This window comes from Pantoea eucrina, assembly GCF_002095385.1.
In the GTDB taxonomy this organism is placed as follows: Bacteria; Pseudomonadota; Gammaproteobacteria; order Enterobacterales; family Enterobacteriaceae; genus Pantoea; species Pantoea eucrina.
Map to the genome: position 1 here is coordinate 19,832 of NZ_MIPP01000010.1, position 22,789 is coordinate 42,620.

Annotated in this window: 23 protein-coding genes and 2 pseudogenes; 12 read left to right on the forward strand and 13 right to left on the reverse strand. The window is 57.1% G+C overall.

The window, feature by feature from the left end:
- Positions 1-27: 27 nt before the first annotated feature.
- Complete coding sequence (cfa, locus tag HA43_RS06585) at positions 28-1,176, reverse strand: cyclopropane fatty acyl phospholipid synthase (protein WP_071668774.1); 1,149 nt, start codon at positions 1,174-1,176, stop codon at positions 28-30.
- A 272-nt stretch (positions 1,177-1,448) separates the two neighbouring features.
- The gene (gene punC, locus HA43_RS06590; protein ID WP_039384127.1) at positions 1,449-2,642 is read right to left on the reverse strand and encodes a purine nucleoside transporter PunC; all 1,194 of its coding nucleotides are present in this window, start codon (positions 2,640-2,642) and stop codon (positions 1,449-1,451) included.
- 108 nt (positions 2,643-2,750) lie between these two features.
- On the opposite strand from punC, the gene punR reads away from it, so the two are divergent.
- Positions 2,751-3,662: a DNA-binding transcriptional activator PunR gene (gene punR / locus HA43_RS06595; RefSeq protein WP_094111259.1), complete on the forward strand. Its 912-nt coding sequence runs from the start codon at positions 2,751-2,753 to the stop codon at positions 3,660-3,662.
- Here punR and purR read toward each other — a convergent pair.
- Positions 3,659-4,684, reverse strand: coding sequence for an HTH-type transcriptional repressor PurR (purR, locus tag HA43_RS06600; protein WP_039384130.1), 1,026 nt, complete (start codon positions 4,682-4,684; stop codon positions 3,659-3,661). The genes punR and purR overlap by 4 nt on opposite strands.
- A 297-nt stretch (positions 4,685-4,981) precedes the next feature.
- Positions 4,982-5,770: a C40 family peptidase gene (locus tag HA43_RS06605; protein ID WP_039384133.1), complete on the reverse strand. Its 789-nt coding sequence runs from the start codon at positions 5,768-5,770 to the stop codon at positions 4,982-4,984.
- Positions 5,771-6,122: 352 nt separating this feature from the next.
- On the opposite strand from HA43_RS06605, the gene HA43_RS06610 reads away from it, so the two are divergent.
- The gene (locus HA43_RS06610; RefSeq protein ID WP_021506217.1) at positions 6,123-6,455 is read left to right on the forward strand and encodes a Grx4 family monothiol glutaredoxin; all 333 of its coding nucleotides are present in this window, start codon (positions 6,123-6,125) and stop codon (positions 6,453-6,455) included.
- A gap of 38 nt (positions 6,456-6,493) precedes the next feature.
- On the opposite strand, the gene rnt is transcribed toward HA43_RS06610, so the two are convergent.
- The 5 genes from rnt to eptA form a co-directional block, all read right to left on the reverse strand.
- Positions 6,494-7,177, reverse strand: coding sequence for a ribonuclease T (rnt, locus tag HA43_RS06615; protein WP_094111260.1), 684 nt, complete (start codon positions 7,175-7,177; stop codon positions 6,494-6,496).
- A 108-nt stretch (positions 7,178-7,285) separates the two neighbouring features.
- The gene (gene gloA, locus HA43_RS06620) at positions 7,286-7,693 is read right to left on the reverse strand and encodes a lactoylglutathione lyase (protein WP_039384137.1); all 408 of its coding nucleotides are present in this window, start codon (positions 7,691-7,693) and stop codon (positions 7,286-7,288) included.
- 96 nt (positions 7,694-7,789) lie between these two features.
- Positions 7,790-8,887, reverse strand: a complete 1,098-nt coding sequence (nemA, locus tag HA43_RS06625) for an alkene reductase (RefSeq protein WP_094111261.1) — start codon at positions 8,885-8,887, stop codon at positions 7,790-7,792.
- 41 nt (positions 8,888-8,928) lie between these two features.
- Positions 8,929-9,531: a TetR/AcrR family transcriptional regulator gene (locus HA43_RS06630; RefSeq protein ID WP_039384141.1), complete on the reverse strand. Its 603-nt coding sequence runs from the start codon at positions 9,529-9,531 to the stop codon at positions 8,929-8,931.
- Between the two features lie 39 nt (positions 9,532-9,570).
- On the reverse strand, positions 9,571-11,208 hold the full coding sequence (gene eptA / locus HA43_RS06635) for a phosphoethanolamine transferase EptA (RefSeq protein ID WP_094111262.1): 1,638 nt from the start codon (positions 11,206-11,208) through the stop codon (positions 9,571-9,573).
- A 184-nt stretch (positions 11,209-11,392) separates the two neighbouring features.
- On the opposite strand from eptA, the gene HA43_RS06640 reads away from it, so the two are divergent.
- From HA43_RS06640 to HA43_RS06655, 4 genes are all read left to right on the forward strand, one after another.
- Positions 11,393-11,662 (forward strand): DUF1289 domain-containing protein, encoded by a 270-nt coding sequence (locus tag HA43_RS06640; RefSeq protein ID WP_162287178.1) that lies wholly within the window; start codon positions 11,393-11,395, stop codon positions 11,660-11,662.
- Between the two features lie 64 nt (positions 11,663-11,726).
- On the forward strand, positions 11,727-12,623 hold the full coding sequence (locus tag HA43_RS06645) for an aldo/keto reductase (RefSeq protein WP_094111263.1): 897 nt from the start codon (positions 11,727-11,729) through the stop codon (positions 12,621-12,623).
- Positions 12,624-12,704: 81 nt separating this feature from the next.
- Complete coding sequence (gene sodC, locus HA43_RS06650) at positions 12,705-13,223, forward strand: superoxide dismutase family protein (protein ID WP_094111264.1); 519 nt, start codon at positions 12,705-12,707, stop codon at positions 13,221-13,223.
- Positions 13,224-13,348: 125 nt separating this feature from the next.
- Positions 13,349-13,816 (forward strand): hypothetical protein, encoded by a 468-nt coding sequence (locus HA43_RS06655; RefSeq protein ID WP_039384148.1) that lies wholly within the window; start codon positions 13,349-13,351, stop codon positions 13,814-13,816.
- Here the strand turns inward: HA43_RS06655 and HA43_RS06660 are convergent, their stop codons facing one another.
- The 3 genes and pseudogenes from HA43_RS06660 to HA43_RS06670 form a co-directional block, all read right to left on the reverse strand.
- The gene (locus HA43_RS06660) at positions 13,817-15,814 is read right to left on the reverse strand and encodes an FUSC family protein (RefSeq protein ID WP_094111265.1); all 1,998 of its coding nucleotides are present in this window, start codon (positions 15,812-15,814) and stop codon (positions 13,817-13,819) included.
- A gap of 7 nt (positions 15,815-15,821) precedes the next feature.
- Positions 15,822-16,678, reverse strand: a pseudogene (locus HA43_RS06665) (efflux RND transporter periplasmic adaptor subunit).
- Positions 16,679-16,684: 6 nt separating this feature from the next.
- Positions 16,685-16,921, reverse strand: a complete 237-nt coding sequence (locus tag HA43_RS06670; protein ID WP_039384154.1) for a DUF1656 domain-containing protein — start codon at positions 16,919-16,921, stop codon at positions 16,685-16,687.
- A 151-nt stretch (positions 16,922-17,072) separates the two neighbouring features.
- On the opposite strand from HA43_RS06670, the gene slyA reads away from it, so the two are divergent.
- Positions 17,073-17,510: a transcriptional regulator SlyA gene (slyA, locus tag HA43_RS06675; protein ID WP_039384157.1), complete on the forward strand. Its 438-nt coding sequence runs from the start codon at positions 17,073-17,075 to the stop codon at positions 17,508-17,510.
- 39 nt (positions 17,511-17,549) lie between these two features.
- Here the strand turns inward: slyA and slyB are convergent, their stop codons facing one another.
- Positions 17,550-18,017 carry an outer membrane lipoprotein SlyB gene (gene slyB / locus HA43_RS06680; protein WP_039384159.1) on the reverse strand — a complete coding sequence of 156 codons (468 nt, stop codon included), beginning with the start codon at positions 18,015-18,017 and terminating at the stop codon, positions 17,550-17,552.
- A 278-nt stretch (positions 18,018-18,295) separates the two neighbouring features.
- Between slyB and anmK the strand changes: the two genes are divergently transcribed.
- The 5 genes and pseudogenes from anmK to pdxY all read left to right on the forward strand — a co-directional run bounded on the left by anmK (position 18,296) and on the right by pdxY (position 22,759).
- Positions 18,296-19,417, forward strand: a complete 1,122-nt coding sequence (gene anmK, locus HA43_RS06685) for an anhydro-N-acetylmuramic acid kinase (RefSeq protein WP_039385830.1) — start codon at positions 18,296-18,298, stop codon at positions 19,415-19,417.
- Positions 19,418-19,426: 9 nt separating this feature from the next.
- Positions 19,427-19,756, forward strand: a complete 330-nt coding sequence (locus HA43_RS06690; RefSeq protein WP_039384161.1) for an MliC family protein — start codon at positions 19,427-19,429, stop codon at positions 19,754-19,756.
- Positions 19,757-19,775: 19 nt separating this feature from the next.
- Positions 19,776-20,432, forward strand: coding sequence for a pyridoxamine 5'-phosphate oxidase (gene pdxH, locus HA43_RS06695; RefSeq protein WP_071668777.1), 657 nt, complete (start codon positions 19,776-19,778; stop codon positions 20,430-20,432).
- Positions 20,433-20,570: 138 nt separating this feature from the next.
- Positions 20,571-21,844: pseudogene (gene tyrS / locus HA43_RS06700) on the forward strand (tyrosine--tRNA ligase).
- A gap of 54 nt (positions 21,845-21,898) precedes the next feature.
- Entirely contained in the window at positions 21,899-22,759 is an 861-nt protein-coding gene (gene pdxY, locus HA43_RS06705) for a pyridoxal kinase PdxY (protein WP_039384169.1), read from the forward strand.
- Positions 22,760-22,789 lie beyond the last annotated feature (30 nt).

Sequence of the window (22,789 nt, forward strand, 5' to 3'; positions counted from 1 at the left end):
TAAAGGCGCGCAGCGCGCCTTTTTAACCTAGCGCGCAACGCGCAGCCCGCCTTCATAGCCGCGACTGAACATCACCTGCCACAGCTGAATATCCCGGGCGCGAAAGGCACCTGCACACGCATTGAGATAGTAGCTGAACATACGCTTAAAACGCTCATCATAGCGGGCAGAGAGCTGCGGCCACGCCGCCAGGAAACGCGTATGCCACGCCATAAGCGTGGTGTCATAATCGGTCCCGAAGTTGTGCCAGTCTTCCATAATAAAATAAGGCTCGCTGGCGTCCGCTATCTGTCGCACAGAGGGCAGGCAGCCGTTCGGGAAAATATATTTATCGATCCACGGATCTACCCGCATATCGGTTCTTACCGCCCCGATGGTGTGCAGCAGAAAGAGGCCGCCGGGTTTCAGGTTGCGGTTAACCACCCTGAAGTAGGTCGCATAATTTTTCGGGCCAACGTGCTCAAACATCCCGACGGAAACGATGCGGTCAAACTGCTGCTCAAGGTCGCGATAATCCTGCAGCAGTATCGTGACGTCCAGTCCGGCGCAGCGCTGCTGTGCCATCTTTTGCTGCTCCTGGGAGATAGTGACGCCATATACGCTGACACCGTAGCGGCGGGCAGCAAACTCCGCCAGCCCGCCCCAGCCGCAGCCGATATCCAGCAGAGACATGCCGGGTTCAAGCTGCAGTTTGCGGCAGATCAGATCCAGCTTGGCTTCCTGCGCCGCTTCCAGCGTTTGCGCATGAGGCCAGTAGCCGCAGGAGTACTGCATAAACGGGTCCAGCATCAGGCTGAACAGGTCATTACCCAAATCGTAGTGCGCTCTGCCGACCTGCCAGGCGCGCTTTTTTGATTGCAGATTGGTCAGCCGGGCAGCGGCGATACGCAGCGTATCCTTAAAGTGGTGCGGCAGCTGATGATCGAGATGATGTCTGAGCGCGCGATGAAAAAACATATCCAGTCGTTCACACGTCCACCACCCATCCATGTAACTTTCGCCCAGACCCAGTGAGCCTTCCTGCATCACGCGCTTAAAAAAGTCAGCATGATGAACCTGAATATCCCACGGTCGTGAACCATTAACGCGAATATCTGCCTGTTCAAGTAACTCCCGGGCAATACGAAACCACGGATTCTCTTCGGGAGTGACTGCTTCTGCACATGATGAACTCATAGCTTCTCCATCACCTTGTAAATATGACCTGGGAAACAGAAGGATCTGCATCAGGTCTGTGAAAGAACGCAGGGTGGTGCCGTGCGCAGCTAAACCACATTAACAGAGGTATGAATAGTCCGGACTCACGCAATGCGCAGCGGCCTGGCCGCACGCAGATGCTGTCCCGGAAAGACCGGGAGCGCTGTTATTGTTATGAATGTCAGAAGAGATAGCGACCCGCGGCGCGAATGCGGGCGGATCGCTCTCTGGCAAAATAGCACCAGACCGGCTTATGCGTTGTCTTCGCAGGGATGGGCGATATCGGCTGATTTAGCCGTTGCGCGCTGCCAGACGAAGCCCATCCAGGCGAGCACCACCGTACTTACCATTACCAGCGTAGTGTGATAAAGCGCCTGCTGCAAACCAGCCGAGACAATCAGGCTGGCAAGGAAGCATAAGCCAAGCTGCAGCAGATTCTGTAAACCTGCAGCTTTACCGCTGGCGTGCGGGAACGGCGCCAGCGCGCTGGCAACCACAATCGGATAGATAGCGCCGTTTGCCAGCGCCATACCGCAGAAAGGCAGCAGCAGGCCAAAAAGCGACGGCGCGGGAAGCAGCGCAACGGCAAAGAGGCTCATAATGCTCAGACTGTAAATCAGCAGCAGCCAGGGCAGCAGCTGCGCGCCCTGAAAGCGATTAAGCAGCGCACGACAGCCAAAACCGCCAATAAGGAAGGCAATCGTCTGCGGCACATAGCTGAGCCCGATATCGGCCGGGGTTAAGCCCGCGGCCGCCAGAATAAAGGGTGAACCCGTCAGCCAGGCAAAGAAGCTGGCAGAGCAGGCGGAGTAAATCAGCACGTTGCCGCTGTAGGCGCGGGTAGCGAGCAGCGTCAGCCAGCCAGGCTGATCGCCGCGCGCCGCCTGAGAGATACGCGGCGAGCGAAGTCTGAGGGTACCTGCCAGCAGCACCAGGGTAATCAGCGTCAGCACCAGGAAAATAGTGCGCCAGTGAAAATGACTCATCAGCCAGGCACCCAGCAGCGGAGCCAGAGCAGGAGAGAGCGCCACCAGCGGCATGATAGTGGCAAACACTTTATTGGCCTGCGCTTTAGGGTAGCGATCGATAACCAGCGCCTGCCAGCTCACGGCGGCGGCACAGACGCCCACAGCCTGAATAAAGCGCAGCGCCAGCATCAGCCAGACGTTGTCGGCCCATAGCATGGCCAGACAGCTCAGGGCAAAGATTGAGAGGCCCGCCAGTAAAACCGGTTTGCGGCCAATGCGGTCAGAGAGAAGTCCCCAGCCCACCTGCGCACAGGCAAAGCCCGCCAGAAACAGGCTCAGGCTGGCGCTGATAACACCCGGAGCGGTGGCAAAATCACGCTGCATGTCGCTGAATGCGGGCAGATACATATCCGTGGCGAGAAAGCCGAGCATGCTCAGCAGCGCCAGATAGGGCAGAAATCCTTTAGATGACATCACTATTTTTCTCATTCGGCAGGGAAACGCGAAGGAGTGTAAAAGGGTGCAGTCAGCTTTGTGAAACGCTAATATTTGCAGAGTGCTGTTAAATTTTTTGAAGGCAAAAATATGTGGTCTGAATATGCACTTGAGGTGGCGGATGCCGTCGCCCGCACCGGCAGTTTCAGCGCGGCAGCGCAGGAGCTGCACCGCGTGCCTTCTGCTATCAGCTATACCATCAGGCAGCTGGAGAGCTGGCTTGCCGTGGAGCTGTTTGAACGCCAGCATCGGGAGGTGGTCCTGACGCCGGCCGGCGAGCATTTTGTGCGAGAAGGCCGCTCTGTTATCAAAAAAATGCTGGCAACGCGACGCCAGTGTCAGCAGCTGGCCAACGGCTGGCGCGGCCAGCTCACTATTGCCGTTGATTGTATCGTCAAGCCGCAGCGCACGCGCCAGCTGGTGAAAGATTTCTATCGCCACTTTCCCGATATGGAGCTGATCATCAGCTATGAAGTGTTTAACGGCGTATGGGATGCGCTGGCCGATGGCCGGGTTGACGTAGCCATCGGCGCCACGCAGGCGATCCCGGTTGGCGGACGCTTTGCTTTTCAGGATATGGGCGCCCTTAACTGGCGCTGCGTGGTCAGTCCGGATCATCCACTGGCGCAGAGCGCGCATCCTGACGAAGAGGCGCTGCGCGCCTGGCCGTCGCTGGTGCTGGAAGATACGTCGCGCGCGCTGCCGCGCCGTATGACCTGGACGCTGGATAATCAGCGCCGGCTGGTGGTGCCGGAGTGGGAAACCGGAATCGACTGCCTGCAGGCTGGCCTGTGCGTGGGGATGATCCCGGGACATCTGGCGCGGCCGCTACTGGATAGCGGCGCGCTAGTGGAGCTGATATTACCGCAGCCCTTTCCGGAGAGTCCCTGCTGCGTCAGCTGGGCCGAGCAGCGGGCGTCGCCAGCGCTGACCTGGCTGCTGGAATACCTGGGGGATGCTGAGACGCTAAACCATGAGTGGCTCAGCGAGCGCCGCGCTTAGCGGCGATAGTCGCGAAACGGACCATCCCCGACGGAGCGACGCTCAATCAGACTGGGCTGAACTTCAATTGTTTGCGGCTCTTCACGTTTACTGGTAATGCGGTCCAGCAGCATCTCCAGCGCTTTCTCACCCAGCTGAGCTTTGGGCTGATGCACCGTCGTCAGCGCCGGCGTAAAGTAGCGGGCGTTGCGCACATTATCATAGCCGATCACCGAAATATCCTGCGGTACGCGCAGGCCCATCTCATCAGCAGCGCAGATGGCGCCCATTGCCATAATATCGCCGCCGCAGAACACAGCGGTAGGCCGCTGCTTCTGGCTCAGGATCTGCTGCATCGCCTGATAACCCGACTCCGGCTCAAAATCGCCCTGTACGATCCACTCCGCACGCACCGCGATCCCCGCTTCCTGCATCGCCTGCAGGAAGCCGGCGTGCCGTCCGCCGCCGGTATTGCGCTCCAGCTGGCCCGGAATAGCGCCAATATCGCGATGACCCCGCTCGATCAGGTAACGGCCGGCCAGATAGCCGCCCTGAAAGGCGTTATCCTGCACGGTATCGGTAAAATCACCGCGGGAAGCGCCCCAGTCCATGACCACCATCGGAATATTGCGATTCTCTTCCAGCATCTGAAGCAGATCGTCCGGATACTCAGAGCACATCACCAGCAGGCCATCTACCCGCTTTTGCGCCATCATCGACAGATAGGCGCGCTGTTTTTGCAGGTCATTGTGCGCATTGCCCAGAATCAGCGTATAGCCCTGAGCGAAGCAGTGGTTTTCAATCGCTTCAATGATTTCAGCAAAGTAGGGGGCTTCGCTGGATGTCGCCAGCAGACCCAATGTTTTCGTGTGATTAACTTTCAGGCTGCGCGCCACGGCGCTGGGAGAGTAGTGCAGCGCTTTAATCGCCTCCCACACGGCATTACGCGTCTCTTCAGCGACAAAGCGCGTTTTATTGATGACGTGCGAAACCGTGGTCGTTGATACGCCAGCGCGTTTTGCCACATCTTTAATTGTTGCCATGAAAATGGACCTCTTAAACCTATCGCAACTTTATGATAAGTATAGTGTTAAACGTTTGCGTCTGCGCAGGGTTTTCTGCCCGGTTTCAGCATAAAAATGGCTGATTTAAGGCGAGTAATTAACCGTAACAGATAATGACAGCAGCGTGCGCAAAAGGTGTTGCGCAACGAAAGGCGGCGATTCTAGCAAGGTGAGGGGCATAAAACGAGATTTTTACCTGAGGTCAGGCGAAAATATTTAGATTACGGCAGCCGGTATGTGTTCAGGCCAAAACGCGCGCGGCGTGTTGCGCAACTGCTAACGAATGGTTTTAGGTGTCATCATGCGGCGTGCGCCAACATAGTGCTTCTGCCAGTAATCTTCACCCAGCGCGCTGATCTGAATATCCTTGCCGGTACGTGGTGACTGAATAAATTTGCCGTTACCCAGATAAACGCCAACATGATCGGCTGTACCGCGATTATTGATGCGGAAAAACACCAGATCCCCTTTCTCCAGCATTTCGCGCTTGATAGGAGCGGCATCGCGCAGATGATACATTTCGTTGGCCGTGCGCGGCAGTTTGAAACGGACCAGATCTTTGTAGGCGTACCAGACCAGGCCACTGCAATCGAATCCGGTAAGCGGAGAGGTGCCACCCCACTGATAAGGTTTGCCCAGCTGGCCCATAAGTTTAGTCATGGCGGTTTCACGCGCCTTCTGGTAGCGCAGACGGTGGGATTTGCTGAGCCTGATACCGGTCAGCGCATCGGTACTCTCTTCCGCGGCCGCTATTTTCCGGCTGGTACGCTGATGACCATATTTTTTGCTGGCGGAGAGGGCGGGCGCTTTTTTACGGGCGGTACGGGAAGTCGCAGGCGGTTCTGCGTGCAGGCTTTTTTTCGATTTAACTTTTTGTACGGGCGTGACGCGTGTTTTTTTAGCCGAGGTTTTAACCGGACGTCGTTTGCGGCGCTCATCGTCGCGCGCACTCTTTTTCTCCGCTTTCTGCAGGCTGGCGTTAACCGGCTTGTGCGGTGAAGCAGCGGCCACGTTAAAAAACAGCTGAGCAAAAGCCAGTATGAAAAGCGTAATCAGTAAACGCATAGTCCGGTTACAGGTTCGGCAGGCTGCAGAAGCAGACCGCGGCAATATTAGAAAATTCTGATCAGCGATCAGCGCCGGATTGATTCTAATCCACTTTTTTTACAAAAGGTAAGGTCTTTTTTATTAAATCCATCAACACAAGGGCTGTGCAGCAAAAATGAGCGGTTTCAGGCGGTTAACGCAGCATATTTATTGCTAATCGTGTATTAATACACACTTCGTCATACGCCCGTGGCGGCAAACTTAACAAACATGGCGATTCATGCCGCAGCGAGGCAAATTCCCGATTTCAGTCGCGGGATGAAGTCGCTACAATAAACAAACACGAAGTGAAGAATTAAGGAAGGCAAAAATGAGTACTGTTGAAAAAATTCAGCGCCAGATCGCAGAAAACCCGATCCTGCTGTATATGAAAGGATCGCCAAAACTGCCAAGCTGCGGCTTCTCAGCTCAGGCTGTTCAGGCGCTCTCTGCCTGTGGCGAACGCTTCGCGTATGTTGATATCCTGCAGAATCCTGATATCCGTGCTGAACTGCCAAAATACGCTAACTGGCCAACCTTCCCGCAGCTGTGGGTGGATGGGGAGCTGGTCGGCGGCTGCGACATCATCGTTGAGATGTTCCAGCGCGGTGAACTTCAGCCGCTGATTAAAGAAACCGCTGAGAAACACAAAGAAGCGGAATAAATTAAAAGGCCGGCGCTGTGCCGGCCTTTTTCATTCTCTTACTCTGCCGCGATTTCGCCTGACGCTTCGCTCTCTGCCTCAGCGTCATTTAGCGCCAGCGGCCAGCCACCTAAACGTTTCCAGCGGTTTACCAGCTCGCAAAACAGCATTGCCGTCTGTTCTGTATCATAAAGCGCCGAGTGCGCCTGCGTGCTGTCAAAATCGATACCTGCCGCCTTGCACGCTTTTGCCAGCACCGTCTGTCCCAGCACCAGCCCGCTCAGCGCCGCCGTATCAAAGGTGGCAAACGGATGAAAGGGGTTGCGTTTCAGGCTGGCGCGCTCAGCCGCCGCCGTAACGAAGCTGTGATCAAAGTTGGCATTATGCGCCACAATAATCGCCCGGTTGCAGCCGCTCTCTTTAAGCCCTTTGCGCACCTGTTTAAAGATGGCGTGCAGCGCTTCATATTCGCTCACTGCGCCGCGCAGCGGGTTCGCAGGATCGATACCGGTAAACGCCAGCGCTTCAGGATGAAGAAGGGCACCTGCAAAGGGTTCAATGTGAAAATGCTGGGTTTCGTCACGCTGCAGCCAGCCATCCTCATCCATTTTCAGGGTCGTGGCGGCAATCTCCAGCAGCGCATCAGTCTGCGCATTAAAACCGGCGGTTTCGACATCGATAACTACCGGATAAAAGCCGCGAAAGCGTTGGTTAAGGGCGTTCTGGGCGTTCGATTCAGACATCAGGATCTCATAGCAGTGAAAAGGGCAGCGCGCATTATGGCAAAAAAGGCGGGAGGGTGCAGCAGATGAGAAAAACCAGCCCGCAAATTTGCGGGCTGGCGTCAGGCATCAGTTACCAAGGCCATTACCGGCATGCTTGTTTTCAATCAGCTCAATTTTATAGCCATCGGGATCTTCAACAAACGCAATAATCGTGCTGCCACCTTTAACCGGGCCCGCCTCACGGGTTACGTTGCCGCCCGCGCTACGGATGCGCTCGCAGGTTGCGGCGACATCGTCTACGCCCAGCGCGATGTGACCATAGGCGTTCCCAAGGTCATATTTTTCCGTACCCCAGTTATAGGTCAGCTCAATGACCGCACCTTCGCTCTCTTCGGTGTAGCCAACAAATGCCAGAGTATATTTATATTCTGCATTTTCACTCTGACGCAGCACGCGCATACCCAGCACGCGGGTATAGAAGTCAATTGAGCGTTGCAGATCGCCAACGCGTAACATGGTGTGAAGTAAACGCATAACATCCTCTTTTTTAACATGGTCAGATTTTGACGCAGAAACAGTACAAGTATAGCGGGTGACGGGGCTGCCGCATCGTTATGCGGCAGCTACCGGTTATAGCGTCGGGTAGTCGATGTAACCTTCCGCACCGCCGCCGTAGAAACTCTCCGGGCGCTGCGGGTTAAGCGGAGCATCCTGCTGCAGGCGGGCAACCAGGTCCGGGTTGGCAATAAAGTCGCGGCCAAACGCCACGGCATCAATCAGGCCGCGCGCGATCAAATCATCCGCTTTTTCCACGCTGTAGGCGCCGGCACCGATGATCACACCGGGGAAAGCCGCGCGGACTTTTTCGCGGAACGCATCAGTGTAAGGTTGGCCACCCGCCCAGTCTGGCTCAGAAAGGTGCAGATAGGCCAGGCCGCGTTTGCCCAGTTCACTGATATACCAGAGCGCAGCTTCCTCTTCGTCCGGGCCATTTTCCAGGTTCTGGAACGCCCCGACAGGTGAAACGCGGATCCCGACGCGATCGGCAGACCAGTTGGCGATCGCTGCATCCACAACTTCCAGCGCAAAGCGGCCGCGCTTTTCAATCGAGCCGCCATACTCGTCGTCGCGCTTGTTTGAGTCAGGCGACAGGAACTGGTGCATCAGATAGCCGTGCGCTGAGTGCAGCTCAAGCAGGTCAAAGCCAGCCTCGCGGGCATTGGCTGCAGCCTGGCCGAAATCCTGCACAATCTGCTTAATTTCATCGACGGTCAGTTCGCGCGGCACGGAGGTCTCTTCGCGATACACGCTGCCGTCAGCGGCGCGCAGCGAGGTACGGGTACCGGCTGGCAGGGCAGAAGGCGCAACCGGTGCATTGCCTTCTGGCTGCACGCTGTAATGTGAAATGCGGCCGGTATGCCACAGCTGGACCGCAACGTGGCCCTGAGCAGCGTGAATGCCTTCGTTGATCATCTTCCATGCATCAATCTGCTGCTGCGTATGCAGGCCTGGTGCGCCCGCATAGCCTTTAGCCTGAAAAGAGACCTGCGTCGCTTCAGTAATAATCAGGCCCGCTCCGGCACGCTGCTGGTAGTACTCAGCCATCATCGGCGTGGGAACATCACCCGGCTCAATGCTGCGCAGCCGCGTCAGCGGTGCCATGAATACGCGGTTAGGAACGGTAACTGCACCCACTTTCAGCGGGGAAAATAGCTGTTTGCTCGCCATAGTAATTCCTCTATTAGACCGGTCGTCTATAAACATCTGTTTTAAAAATGCGGGCCGTTAAGCCACTGTTCGATAGTGCTGAGTGCCAGATTAATCGGATCTGGTTCGCGGGAAATTTTGCTCTGCAGACTGGCGCCCAGCCAGAGCAGATAGCAACGCTGCGCAAGCTGCACCGGAGTCTGATTAAATAGCAGCGGCTGTTCAGCCGCAGCCTCGGTCAGGCAGTGTGCGTAAGCGGCAATAATGGCGCTGGCGCCGCGCTGCAGCGCATCGCGCATCGGCTCTGAGAGATCGCATACCTCAGCCGACAGCTTGACGCCCAGGCAGCCCATAATAAGCCCCTGCTCAGCAAACAGCTGCCGGCCTGAACGAAAATGCGCCAGCAGCCGCTGACGCGCAGGCAGGGATGGCAGCGTCAGCTGCTGATTGATCTGCTGCAGATAATTGACGAAATAGCGCTCCAGCAGCGCAACGCCAAACGCCTCTTTAGAGCGGAAATAGTAATAGAAGGACCCTTTCGGCACGGCCGCCAGCGTGAGTACTTCGTTGAGTCCCATTCCGGTAAAGCCGCGCTGCAGACAAACCTGCTCGCCGGTAGCGAGCAGGTGTTCACGGGTTTCATTACGTTGCACACTTTTATTCATGAGCAAAAGCCTAGTAGACCAGTCGGTCTAATGCAAGCGTCAGCTTTTCTGCTGGCACGATTTGATCATATCCAGCTGCGGCTGATAAACCTGCGTCCGGATGTCAAACAGGCCCAGCAGCGTATGAAACAGGTTATCCTGGGAGACCGGCTGCGTTGCGGCCTGCCGCCGCAGACAGCTTTCATCCAGATGAAACGCGCTGGCATAGCCGGGTGAGAACCACATCAGCAGCGGAATGTGCGTCTGCTGTGACGGGGCAAGCATCCAGGGCGCGCCGTGCAGGTACATACCGTGTTCGCCCAGCGACTCACCATGATCCGAAAGATAAACCAGCGCCACGTTAAAGCGGTCGCTCAGCGCTTTTAGCTTGTCGATAGTCTGGCTAAGCATGCTGTCGGTATAAAGCAGGGTATTGTCATAGGTGTTGACCAGCGCCTGCGGATCGCAATCCTGAATCTGATTACTGTCGCAGGTGGGTGTAAAACGACGAAATGCAGCCGGATAGCGCAGATAGTAGGCCGGGCCGTGGCTTCCCATCTGATGCAGCACGATCACGCTGTCGTTATGTAAACTGTCAACGTAGTTATCGAAGCGGTGCAGCAGCACGTCATCGAGGCAGAATCCGCTATGGCAGTATTGCGGTAACGACCACTGCGTCATGTCAGTGTGCGGCACGCGGTCGCAGGCGCCTTTACAGCCACCATCATTCTCGCGCCACAATACGCTGACTCCGGCGTGCGCCAGCACATCCAGTACGCCCTCCTGGTGATGTGCCAGGTCAGCATCGTAATGCTCGCGCGGCATCACCGAGAACATGCAGGGTACAGAAACCGCCGTCTCGGTACCGCAGGAGGTCGCATGCGGATAGTAAATCACCTGCTGCTTCTGCAGCTCCGGATTGGTCTGGCGCGCATAGCCGCCCAGCGAAAAGTTCTCCGCGCGTGCCGTTTCTCCCACAACCAGCACCACCAGGGTTTTTTTAGCTGCCTGCGCGATCAGCGGGCCTTTGCGGGCATCCTGCCCGATTTTAATCAGCGTCTGGCTGCCCTGCAGATAGCGCTTATCGACATAATGGCCAGCACCGCTAATCACATTGGCTGGCGTGATCATTTTTACCAGCCCTTTGTTGTTACGGATCAGCGACGCATAATCTTTGTAGAACAGGGCAGCCATCAGCAGGATCACCAGCAGCGCCCCCAGCGCTCCCGCCAGCCGCTGCAGGATGCTCCACCACCAGCGCTGACTGCGCCTGACGCGCACGAAGGCGATAAGCAGCACCGGCAGCAACCCCATCAGCAGCATCCAGACCAGCCAGCGCGGGCTTACCAGCGCACCCGCCTCTTGCACGCTGGATTCAAAGACGTTGGCCACCATATTGGTGTCGATTACCGTCCCAAAGCTGAACATAAAGTAGCTGGCTGCTGCACTGATCAGTACCAGTACGATCAGCAGTGGCTTGCGAACCCATGGCCAGGCAAACAGGCAAAACAGAAGATAAAATGCGGCCGTCAGCACGACCGGCATGCTGGCAGCAAAAAGGTAGTCGTGCAGACGGGTATAGGTGATGATTTTCCACGCCTGTTGCAGAAACAGCGCGTTCAGAATCAGCGCGAACAGCAGGGCAGCCAGCAGATTAAACCGGTTTTCGTGACACTGTAACTTAATGGCAGGTTTCATTGAGGTTCATTATCAAGTCAGAATGGACGCACAGTAGAGAAGAAATCTGAGGATAACCTTAAACGCACTTCAGATGACGTTATTGTTAAAGTTAAATAACACTTATTGATTAGATCAGAGAGCCGGGCAGGTACGCTTTCTTTTAGCACCGCAGCTTGCAGTTCACGCGGAAACTGTTATCACTATGTTATCCAGTAGCGAATCAGAGGCAGATGTGGCTGAACAACTCGAGTTTTTCCCGGTACCCAGCCCCTGTCGCGGCATCTGTCAGACCGATGCGCGCGGCTATTGTCGCGGCTGCCTGCGAAGTCGTGAAGAGCGTTTTAACTGGATGCGCTTCAGCGATGCGCAGAAGCGTGAAGTGCTAAGGCTGTGCCGGCAGCGCTATCTGCGCCTGCAGCGTCAGCAAAAACCGGATGCGGATCAGGATCCGCAGCAGCCCTCGCTGTTTTAAACGCCGCTTCTGTCCTGATTTCGTTATACTCCCTTTTTTAACATTCAATGCAGGGAGTTTTGTTATGTTACAACCACAGGCTATCTCCCCTCAGGGGCCGGCTTTCTCTCCTCTGGTGGTCGGCTACTGGCGGTTAATGGAGTGGGGGATGACACCACAGCAGCTGGTCTCATTCATTGAGTATCATCTCTCCCTCGGGCTGACCACGGTCGATCATGCGGATATCTACGGTGACTATCAGTGCGAGGCGGCGTTTGGCGCTGCGCTGCGCCTGGCGCCACAGCTGCGCGAACAGCTGCAGATTGTGACTAAGTGCGGCATCGCAACGCGGGCCAAACCTGAGCATCAGATCGGACACTACATCACCGATGCCAGCCACATTCTTCGCAGTGCGGAAAACTCGCTCACGCATTTTGCGACTGACTACCTCGACCTGCTGCTGATCCATCGTCCCGATCCGCTAATGGATGCCGATGAAGTGGCCGAAGCGTTTATGCAGCTGCACCAGAGCGGTAAAGTGCGTCATTTTGGCGTCTCAAATTTTACCCCGGCGCAGTTTTCGCTGCTGCAGTCGCGCCTGCCGTTTACGCTGGTGACCAACCAGCTGGAGATCTCGCCGCTGGAGCAGACCGCGCTGCTGGATGGCACGCTCGATCAGTGTCAGCAGGCGCGGATGCGTCCTATGGCGTGGTCCTGCCTCGGCGGCGGCCGTCTGTTCAGCGATCCACACTACCAGCCGCTGCGCGACGAGCTGAGCCAGGTTCAGCAGGAGATCGGTGCGGCCACGATTGAGCAGGTGGTCTATGCCTGGATTATGATGCTGCCATCCCGGCCACTGCCGATCATCGGCTCCGGTAAAACCGGCCGCATCGGTCAGGCGGCAGAGGCGGCTGCGCTGACGCTTAATCGCCAGCAGTGGTTCCGTATCCGTAAAGCCGCGCTCGGCTACGATGTGCCCTGAAGCGTAAAGCTTCGTCAAACTGCAGCAGCGCGGGCAAAAAGCGTCCAGACTTATCGGGTCTATCAACCGTAAGGAGACGTTATGAAAAGAACGCTTATTGCTCTTATTACGCTGGCCTGTTCGGCCGGTGCCAGCGCTGCTTCTCAGGAGGTCACGCTGCATCAGGTTTCCGCCCAGGGCGTCGGCGAGGCCGTGGGTAAAGTGACCATTACGGAAACGGACTACGGTTTGCAATTTACCCCGGCGTTATCCGGTATGAAACCGGGCATCCATGGTTTCCATGTGCATGCTAAAGGCAGCTGTGAACCTGGCGAGTCGCAGGGGAAAACCGTGGCAGCCGGCGCTGCGGGTGGCCATCTTGATCCGCAGAACAGCGGCAAACATCTCGGTCCTTATGCCGACGGGCACCTCGGCGATCTGCCGGCCCTCTATGTTACAGATGACGGCAAAGCCAGCTATCCGGTGGTTGCGCCGCGTCTGAAATCGCTCAGTGATATTAAAGGTAAGGCGCTGATGGTTCACGTGGGCGGTGATAACCATGCCGATCATCCTGAACCGCTGGGAGGCGGGGGAGCGCGTCTTGCCTGTGGCGTAATCTGATCAACCGCGGGTAGTGCAGCAAGGGCTGCCCGCTGCAATAAAATTCTGACACCGTTTAATGCTACTCAGGACGATTATTCCGCTCTATCATAGCGATACAGTCAGGGAACCACTCAGGGGCAGGAATGAAAAGCTTAGGGATAGTGCTGCTGGCACTGTTACTTGCAGGGTGCGATCGGCCCAGGGATACGCAGCTGCGTCTCGACGCCAGCCGTCAGCTGCAGCGCAATATAGATACCAGTCCGCTGCGCGCCAGCTGCGAGCATATCGCCCGCGGCCGGGAGTGGCTGACGCCGCACAGCGTGCAGCAGCTGGAAAAGCACCATTGCCAGAACGTGCTGCGTAGCGCCAGCGAAACCAATTTCCTCAATACGGCGATCTATACGCAGACTATCCCGGTGGTCTGCGGCTCAATTCAGGGGCGCAGCTTTACCGGAACCACGCTGACCCGCCGCTTTATCTACTCTTATGATGAAAAAGCGCTGGTGATCAGGCCGGAGAGCGAACAGGATAAAAGCCGGTTTGAAGATCGTAAAACGCTGGCGCAGCTGCAAACCGATTTTCAGAATCAGTGGGCAAAATATTGCCGGTAATTACTCCGGCAGCGCCTGCTGCAGCTGAGCCAGCGCACAGCGAAGCTGCCATAACATGCCTGCCAGCGTATTCGCTTCACCGCTGACCTCTGAACCGGGCCGGAATATCTGTTTATCAAGCGCCTGCAGCGTCTGCTCCAGGGCGCGATGCTGCACGCCGCGCCGGCTCATGATCGGGTGCAGATCCTGAATACTCTGGTCGCGCAGCTGCGCCAGCGCGCTATCCGCAGGCTGCCACTGGCGCAGCTGCCAGACAATATGCGAGCAGTTCAGCAGAACAACGCCCCAGCGCAGCAGCCAGAGACGGGCCTGCGCATCGCGGCTCTGCGTCAGCTGGCCGATATGGTGATAGATATGTGATTCAAAACGATATTCGCTCAGGCGTGGTCGTCTGCGCAGCTGGTCGAGAAAAGCGTAACGAATAGCGTGGATATAACGGCGGCTGCGGCGCATATCAGAACCCGGCCGCAGCAGCTGAAAGGCCATCCACGCCAGCAACACGCCGCACACCTTTGCCAGGTTGTCATTAATGAAACGCTGAAAATCCCACTCAGGCGGATTGGTGACGGCGATAAACGATCCCATGAACACAATGAACTGCCCCCACAGCGCCGCCCGTTTTTTCTGCTGTAACCTGAAGAGCTGCAGCGTCAGCAGTAGCGGAAAAAGCACGGCTAAAAACCCGCCCAGCGCATTGATCTGCACCATCAATCCATACTGAAACAGAAAACTGAACAGCGACAGCCAGAGCAGAGTACGCAGCAGCAGCAGAACGCTGCCGCCGGGCGAAGGGGCTGAGGCGTAAAGTACGCTGGCGATAGCCGTCAGCGTCAGCGCTGCGGCACCCGATTCCCAGCGGGTAACAATCCAGAAAGCACAGCCCAGCATAATAACGGTAAACGTGCGCAGGGCGCTCCAGGCCGCCTCAACGCTGTCAGCTTCACGCGACAGTGCCGGAACGCGCGGTGGCTGAAAACGGACGCCGGTTTCGGGGTGCTGCAGCAGACGGATCCAGCGCTGCACGTCCAGCCAGAGGCGGCAGAAGGTATGCAGACGCGTGACAAAAGCGCGCTGACGAAAATCACCGCTGTCAGGCGGCGTCACGCGGCTCAGGATGCGCGCGATGCAATATTTATCGCACTGCGGCCGGGTAAGCTGCTCCAGCACCTGCGCTAACGCCTCCTGCACGTCGTCCGGTGCATCGGGCCAGTTGAGCAGCATACGGCGCAGGCCTGAGAGCATGCTGGTCAGCCGCAGCTGCTGGTGGAGCACATAGTTCAGCACGCTATTCTGCCGGCGGTAGCGGTAATGGCTCCAGAATGCCTGAATGCGCAGCAGATTCATGGTCAGAATTTCACTGATAACCTGCTCATGAGCAAGATGGGCTGTTTCGCCGCGCTCCTGCAGCAGCAAACGTGCGTGCTGCAGCAGACGCTGATGCATCTGCTGCAGCGAGCGCATCAGATGGCTGCCATCTGAGGTAGCGGGCAGCAGCATCAGCATTATGCCCGCACAGAGAATACCGGTGATGACTTCACAGACGCGCGCCTGGGTAATCGTCCAGAGCTCAGCCGTGTCGCTGACGTTAACGCTGCTGAACGCGATGATAGCGGCGGTGTAGCCAGCGAGGGAAAAAGCGTAAGCGACATTGTTTTGATAATGGCTGGCGATCCAGGTGCAGAGCGCCAGCCAGCTGGCCATAAAAAAAGCAAACAGCCATGGCTCATTTAGCGTGTGACCGGCAATCAGCAGCGCGGCGAGCGCGCCGGTAAGGCTGCCGGCAATCCGCCCCAGGCTTTTACTGATTGCACCCCCCAGTCCGGGAAAGCTCACGACCGCCGCCGACGTCATCGCCCAGTAGGGCTCATCCAGCTGCAGCAGATACGCCATAGTCAGGGCCAGGCACATCGCCAGGCTAATGCGCAGGGCGCTCCGCCACTCACCGCGTGTGGCTCTGATCCAGGGCAGGTTATGCCACGCCAGCCAGTGCAGTTTCATGCTCGCCTCAGTGCGCAACAGAGATGGTACAGGTGGTGCCCGCAACCAGCCGGACATTAGCGGGCAGCTGCGTCAGCCGGATACGTACCGGTACCCGCTGCGCCAGCCGCACCCAGGGAACATTGGGTTTGATATCCGGCACCAGGCCGCTGTCGGTCGCTACGCTCTGGTCGTAGATAGCGCTGCCGATGCTTTCTACTTCTCCCTGCAGCCGGGTGCCATCGCTATAGAGCGCAATTCGCGCTGCGGCACCAGGCTGGATATGGCGCAGTTTAGTCTCTTCAAAATAGCCACGACATACCATGAATGACTGTCAACCAGTGCAAACAGCGGTGTTCCCGCCGTCGCATAGTTGCCAGGACGCAGCGTCAGATTGGTTATCCAGCCATCGGTGGGAGCCGTCAGTGTGGTCTGCTGCAGATTCCAGCGCGCCTGATCCAGCGTCGCCTGCGCCGCTTTCTCCGTAGCGGCAGCCGCTTCAGCGGTTAGCTGAGCGATATCCCGATCTTCTGCTGAAATAACATTACGCGGCAGTTCTGCCCGCCGCCGCGCTTCATGCTGCGCTTTTGCCAGATCGCTCTGTGCTTTCGCCAGCTGTGCTTCAGCGCTCGCTACCGCGATTTGCCACGGTTTTGCATCAAGCTCAAGCAGCACGTCGCCTTTGTGTACGCGCTGATTGTCCCGCACCCGCAGCTGAGTAATGCGGCCGGAGATCTCAGGCGTCACATCAACCAGTTCAGCGCGCACTTTGCCGTCGCGTGTCCAGGGCGCCTGCATGTAGGTATTCCACATCCACCAGGCGGCCAGCAGCGCCAGCGCAAAAACAATCAGGGTCGAGAAATATTTCAGGGGATTAAAGGTCATGGTCGGTTATCCATATTGCACCAGCCACAGCGCGGCTGACACGCAAAGCACAAACAGTGAGAGATCCAGCAGAGTGGGGTGCCAGATATCACCGGCATAGAGCCGGTCGCGCAGCAGAGGATGGATCAGCAGCCAGAAAAAAAAGCCGAGCAGCACGGCCTTAAACAGCGGCGGAAACAGCAGTGAGGCACCAAAGACCAGATCGGTCAGGGGCGCTGCTGCAGGAAAATCAGGGGTGGGCATGTGTCATCATCCTTTGTTGACTCAGGCAATGTCATGATAAGCGTAGCGATATCCACTACGTCTGGCCTGCTATTTGTATTTTGTCCTGTAAACTCGCAAAATAGTGTAAAATCTGGCTTGATAGCTAGCAAGCTAATTATAAGGAGATGAAATGGATACGCCACTTGGAACCGACCTGTCGCGCCTGGTGCGCATCTGGCGCGCGTTAATCGATCAGCGCCTGAAGCCGCTGGAGCTGACACAAACGCACTGGGTGACTTTGCATAATATTCATCAACTTCCGCCAGAACAGTCGCAGATCCAGCTGGCTAAAGCGATCGGTATTGAGCAGCCTTCGCTGGTGCGCACGCTGGATCAGCTGGAAGAGAAGGGACTGATCACCCGCTCCACCTGCGCAAACGATCGGCGGGCGAAACGCATCAGGCTGACCAAAGAAGCCGCACCGATTATCGGGCAGGTAGAGCACGTTATTGATGCAACCCGCGACGATATCCTGGCTGGCATCAGCGCCGAAGAGATCAATCAGATGGTCACGCTGATTGCGCGGCTTGAGAAAAATATTCTCGAATTACAGCATCGCGAAAAATAAAAAACCGACGCCAGGCGTCGGTTTTTTTGCGCGTCAGAGTTAGCGCGGAGAGACTGTGACCTGGCTGCCGTTAGAGGCCAGTACCACGCGCTGGCCTGGTGAGTAGCGGCTCGCATCCTGCTTCTGCACGACCATGATGGTATTACCATCATCTTTGCGGATTTCCAGCTCAACGCCGTTAGATTTGTTAACGGCACCCTGTACGCCCTGGCCCGCAACGCCGCCCAGTACCGCACCGCCCGCCGTCGCCAGGCTGCGACCTGCACCACCACCGATGGTGTTACCCAGGAAACCACCCAGCACCGCACCGCCAATTGCACCAATGACATTGCTGTCATCGCCACCCTGAATCTTAACCGGGCGCACTGACACCAGCGTGCCGTATGACACATTTTGGACCTGCTTGGCTTCACTGGCGCTGTAAACATCGCCTGAGAGGGTGTCATTGCTGACACAGCCTGCCAGCGTTACACCAGCGAGGGCCACGGCTATGAAACGCTTAATCATCAGAAAGCTCCTTTATAAAAAAACGCCATGTTCTCATCCTGCTCTGCACAGAGTATAAGACAGAAAGCGACGCATGGATGCCATGCCGCACAATCAGTACCAGAGTCGCAGCATAGAGTATGCCTCATCAACAAAAATTCAATCCGCCGGTAAAAATATTTCTGCTCTGCTGCACTGCGCATGGCAGAGTGAAAAGCAGAAAGTTATCATCATATTAGAAAGGCGGCATCAGCAGAGTGCCGGCGCCGGCGCCCGCCGGATAACGAGGAGCTATCGTGATAAAGTCAGGACGCTATATAGGAGTGATGTCAGGCACCAGTCTGGATGGCGTGGACGTGGTGCTGGCGGCGATCGACCGTCACATGGTGGCGCAGCAGGCGAGCTACTGTCACCCGTTTCCGCCCGCACTGCGGCAGCGGGTACTGGCTATATGCCAGGGACAGCCGCTGACGCTGTCGCAGCTCGGGCAGCTGGACACCGAGCTGGGTAAGCTGTTTGCTGAAGCGGTGGTCACCCTGATGCGTCAGCAGGCGCTGGAAGCCGATGACATTGTGGCCATCGGCTGCCACGGTCAGACCGTCTGGCATGAACCCGGCAGCTTCGCCCCTAATACGCTGCAGATTGGCGATAATAACCAGATTGCCGCCGCCACCGGCGTGACCGTAGTCGGCGATTTTCGCCGGCGCGATATGGCGCTGGGCGGGCAGGGTGCGCCGCTGGTGCCTGCGTTTCATCAGGCGCTGCTCATGGACAGCAGTGAACGCCGCATGGTGCTGAATATTGGCGGCATCGCTAACCTGTCGCTGCTGATCCCGGGGCAGCCGGTGCGGGGCTTTGATACCGGACCCGGCAATATGCTGATTGATGCCTGGATCTGGCGTCATCAGGGGGTAAGCTACGATCATAACGGGACCTGGGCCGCCAGCGGGCAGGTGGTACCCGCGCTGCTGGAGCAGATGCTGAACGATCCCTGGTTTGCGCTGCCGCCGCCGAAAAGCACCGGGCGTGAGTACTTTAATCCTGACTGGATAGAGCGTCAGCTACAGGCTTTTCCTGCGCTGGCACCGGAGGATGTGCAGGCTACGCTAAGCGAACTGACGGCGCTGACAATTGCACAGCAGATCCAGCTCAGTAACGGCTGTGACCGTCTGCTGGTGTGCGGCGGAGGTGGCCGCAATCCGCTGCTCATGGCGCGGCTCGCGGCGCATCTTCCCGGCACCGAGGTGACCACTACCGATGCCGCGGGCGTCAGCGGCGATGATATGGAAGCGCTGGCCTTTGCCTGGCTGGCGTTCCGGACCCTCTCTGGCCTGCCAGGCAATCTGCCTGCGGTCACCGGGGCGCGTGAAATGAGCGTGCTGGGTGCTATCTATCCGGCAAATAGCCGGCCGACACGATAAGGAGAAGTAATGAAGAGATATATGCTGGCAGCGGGCTGCCTGGCACTGAGCGGCTGCGGTATGCTGCAGAAGCCGGCCCCGCAGCCCGAAACGCTGCACTACCAGTGCGGCACGCTGCCGCTGACGGTTACGCTGGATAACAGCAAAGAAGAGGTCAGCTTTATTCTTGATGGCAAGCCGCTGACGCTGAAACAGACCGTCTCCGCGTCGGGCGCGCGCTACAGTGACGACCACTACGTTTTCTGGTCGAAAGGCAACAGCGCTTTTGTTGAGCGCAATGACAGAATCATTATCAACGACTGCGAACTGCAGGACGCGGCGAACACCAACCGGTCTTAATACGATTAAGAGAGACGCTATGAGCGACAGCGACAGCCTGCAACAGATTGCCCATCTGCGCCGGGAATATACCCGCGGCGGCTTGCGGCGCAAAGATTTGCCGGACGATCCTCTGGTCCTGTTTGAACAGTGGCTGCAGCAGGCGTGTGCCGCGCAGCTGCCCGATCCCACCGCCATGACGGTGGCGACGGTAGACAGCAGCGGTCAGCCTTATCAGCGCATTGTGCTGCTCAAGCACTACGATGCTGCAGGCTTTGTCTTTTATACCAACCTTGGCAGCCGTAAAGCGCTGCAGCTGGCAGAAAACCCGCGCATCTCGCTGCATCTCCCGTGGCACTTTCTGGAGCGTCAGGTGATGGTGCTGGGCGAGGCGGAGAAGCTCTCGCCGCTGGAGGTCATAAAATATTTCCATAGCCGCCCCCGCGACAGCCAGATTGGTGCCTGGGTTTCTAAACAGTCGAGCCGTATCTCTGCGCGCAGCGTACTGGAGAGCAAGTTTCTGGAACTTACGCAGAAATTTCAGCAGGGCGACGTCCCGCTGCCCTCGTTCTGGGGCGGATACCGCGTGCGGTTTTCTGCCATTGAGTTCTGGCAGGGCGGCGAACACCGGCTGCACGATCGTTTTCTCTATCAGCGCAGTGAGAATGGCTGGACGATTGACCGGTTAGCACCGTAAAACCCGCTTTTCCCCGTTTCAGCGCTGGCGCCGTGAGCGTCAGCGCTTTATGCTATAGCCCTCTTTTTTTTCGTCTCCGCATCGTAGCGGAAAGCTGTGTACCAGCCCAGGTGCAGCCCGATCAATTTGGAGTCAGTGATGACCAGCAGTAACCTGATACAACAATTGCAGGAACGTGGCCTTGTGGCCCAGGTAACGGATGAAGAAGCGTTAGCAGAGCGACTGGCGCAAGGGCCAATTGCCCTCTATTGCGGCTTTGACCCTACCGCTGACAGCTTGCATTTGGGCCATCTGGTGCCGCTGCTCTGCCTGAAGCGTTTTCAGGATGCCGGCCACAAGCCGGTTGCGCTGGTGGGTGGAGCCACCGGTCTGATTGGCGATCCCAGCTTTAAAGCCGCGGAACGTAAACTCAATACCAGTGAAACCGTAGGCGAGTGGGTAGAGAAGATCCGCAACCAGGTTGCCCCGTTCCTTAGCTTTGACTGCGGCGATAACAGCGCTATCGCAGCTAACAACTACGACTGGTTTGGTGGCATGAACGTGCTGACTTTCCTGCGCGATATCGGCAAGCACTTCTCTGTTAATCAGATGATCAACCGGGAAGCGGTTAAACAGCGTCTGAATCGTGAGGATCAGGGGATCTCCTACACGGAGTTCTCTTACAACCTGCTGCAGGGCTACGATTTTGCCGAGCTTTACAAGCGTTATGGCGTGGTGCTGCAGATTGGCGGCTCCGATCAGTGGGGAAATATCACCTCCGGTATCGACCTGACCCGTCGTCTGCATCAGCAGCAGGCCTTTGGCCTGACCGTGCCGCTTATTACAAAATCAGATGGCACCAAGTTCGGTAAAACAGAAGGCGGCGCGGTCTGGCTGGATGCGAAAAAAACCAGTCCTTACAAGTTTTACCAGTTCTGGATCAACACCGCTGACGCAGATGTCTACCGCTTCCTGAAGTTCTTTACCTTTATGAGCCTGGATGAGATTAACGCGCTCGAAGAAGAGGACAAAAACAGCGGCAAAGCGCCACGCGCCCAGTACGTGCTGGCCGAGCAGGTTACGCGCCTGGTGCACGGTGATGCAGGACTGGCTGCGGCCAGAAGGATCACCGAGAGCCTGTTCTCAGGCAGCCTGAGCGACATGACCGAAGCAGACTTTGAGCAGCTGGCACAGGACGCATGCCGGTTATCACGCTCAGCGCGGAAGACGATCTGCAGCAGGCGCTGGTTGCCGCAGAGCTGGTGCCGTCGCGCGGCCAGGCCCGGACGATGATCGGCTCTAATGCGGTCTCTGTGAACGGAGAAAAACAGGCGGATGCCGAGTATCGTTTCAGCGACAGCGACAAGCTGTTTGGCCGCTTTACGCTGCTGCGTCGCGGCAAAAAACACTACTGCCTGATAAACTGGCAGTAAGGTGTCAGGGCCGGTTTCCGGCCCTTTTTCATGGCAAGGCAGTACAGGGTTATAATGAAAAATATTCTCGCAATTCAGTCTCACGTGGTGTTTGGCCACGCCGGTAATAGCGCGGCAGAGTTCCCGATGCGCCGCATGGGCGCAAACGTTTGGCCGCTCAATACTGTTCAGTTTTCTAATCACACGCAGTATGGTCACTGGACCGGTACGGTGATGCCGGCCAGCCATCTGACCGATATCGTCAAAGGTATCGCCGCCATCGATCGCCTTAAAACCTGTGATGCCGTACTCAGCGGTTACCTGGGTTCAGCCGAACAGGGCGAGCAGATTCTGGCGATTGTGCGTGAAGTCAAAGCCGCCAACCCGGACGCCTGGTTTTTCTGCGATCCGGTGATGGGGCATCCTGAGAAAGGCTGTATTGTGGCACCGGGCGTAGCGGAGTTTCACTGCAAACAGGCGCTGCCCGCCAGCGATCTGATTGCACCTAACCTGCTTGAACTGGAGATGCTGAGCGGACAGACGGTGGCTGACGTTGAGCAGGCGGTGGATGCGGCGCGTCTGCTGATTGCGCAGGGACCGAAAGTGGTGCTGGTTAAACATCTGGCCCGTGCCGGCCGGCGCAGCGACCGCTTTGAGATGCTGCTGGTTACCGCTGATGAGTGCTGGCATATCAGCCGTCCGCTGGTGGACTTTGGCGTGCGTCAGCCGGTAGGCGTAGGCGATCTGACCAGCGGTCTGCTGCTGGTGGATCTGCTGCACGGCAAATCGCTGCAGCAGGCGCTGGAGCATGTTACTGCAGCGGTATATGAAGTGATGCTGAAAACCCATGAAATGGGAGAGTATGAGCTGCAGCTGGTCGCGGCACAGGACGCTATCGCGCAGCCGCAGCAGCATTTCGCGGCAGAAAAACTCTGACTGCACGGCAGGCCGGTTTCAGCGCCGGCC

Bases quoted from the DNA above. Each gene is read 5' to 3' on its own strand.
- rnt (WP_094111260.1), bottom strand. From the start codon at position 7,177: ATGTCTGAATCGAACGCCCAGAACGCCCTTAACCAACGCTTTCGCGGC.
- slyB (WP_039384159.1), bottom strand. From the start codon at position 18,017: ATGATTAAGCGTTTCATAGCCGTGGCCCTCGCTGGTGTAACGCTGGCA.
- pdxH (WP_071668777.1), top strand. From the start codon at position 19,776: ATGAGCGACAGCGACAGCCTGCAACAGATTGCCCATCTGCGCCGGGAA.
- purR (WP_039384130.1), bottom strand. From the start codon at position 4,684: ATGGCAACAATTAAAGATGTGGCAAAACGCGCTGGCGTATCAACGACC.
- slyA (WP_039384157.1), top strand. From the start codon at position 17,073: ATGGATACGCCACTTGGAACCGACCTGTCGCGCCTGGTGCGCATCTGG.
- nemA (WP_094111261.1), bottom strand. From the start codon at position 8,887: ATGGCGAGCAAACAGCTATTTTCCCCGCTGAAAGTGGGTGCAGTTACC.
- HA43_RS06645 (WP_094111263.1), top strand. From the start codon at position 11,727: ATGTTACAACCACAGGCTATCTCCCCTCAGGGGCCGGCTTTCTCTCCT.
- HA43_RS06610 (WP_021506217.1), top strand. From the start codon at position 6,123: ATGAGTACTGTTGAAAAAATTCAGCGCCAGATCGCAGAAAACCCGATC.
- HA43_RS06670 (WP_039384154.1), bottom strand. From the start codon at position 16,921: ATGCCCACCCCTGATTTTCCTGCAGCAGCGCCCCTGACCGATCTGGTC.
- punR (WP_094111259.1), top strand. From the start codon at position 2,751: ATGTGGTCTGAATATGCACTTGAGGTGGCGGATGCCGTCGCCCGCACC.
- HA43_RS06640 (WP_162287178.1), top strand. From the start codon at position 11,393: ATGTTATCCAGTAGCGAATCAGAGGCAGATGTGGCTGAACAACTCGAG.
- pdxY (WP_039384169.1), top strand. From the start codon at position 21,899: ATGAAAAATATTCTCGCAATTCAGTCTCACGTGGTGTTTGGCCACGCC.
- HA43_RS06605 (WP_039384133.1), bottom strand. From the start codon at position 5,770: ATGCGTTTACTGATTACGCTTTTCATACTGGCTTTTGCTCAGCTGTTT.
- HA43_RS06690 (WP_039384161.1), top strand. From the start codon at position 19,427: ATGAAGAGATATATGCTGGCAGCGGGCTGCCTGGCACTGAGCGGCTGC.
- eptA (WP_094111262.1), bottom strand. From the start codon at position 11,208: ATGAAACCTGCCATTAAGTTACAGTGTCACGAAAACCGGTTTAATCTG.
- gloA (WP_039384137.1), bottom strand. From the start codon at position 7,693: ATGCGTTTACTTCACACCATGTTACGCGTTGGCGATCTGCAACGCTCA.
- cfa (WP_071668774.1), bottom strand. From the start codon at position 1,176: ATGAGTTCATCATGTGCAGAAGCAGTCACTCCCGAAGAGAATCCGTGG.
- HA43_RS06655 (WP_039384148.1), top strand. From the start codon at position 13,349: ATGAAAAGCTTAGGGATAGTGCTGCTGGCACTGTTACTTGCAGGGTGC.
- HA43_RS06660 (WP_094111265.1), bottom strand. From the start codon at position 15,814: ATGAAACTGCACTGGCTGGCGTGGCATAACCTGCCCTGGATCAGAGCC.
- HA43_RS06630 (WP_039384141.1), bottom strand. From the start codon at position 9,531: ATGAATAAAAGTGTGCAACGTAATGAAACCCGTGAACACCTGCTCGCT.
- sodC (WP_094111264.1), top strand. From the start codon at position 12,705: ATGAAAAGAACGCTTATTGCTCTTATTACGCTGGCCTGTTCGGCCGGT.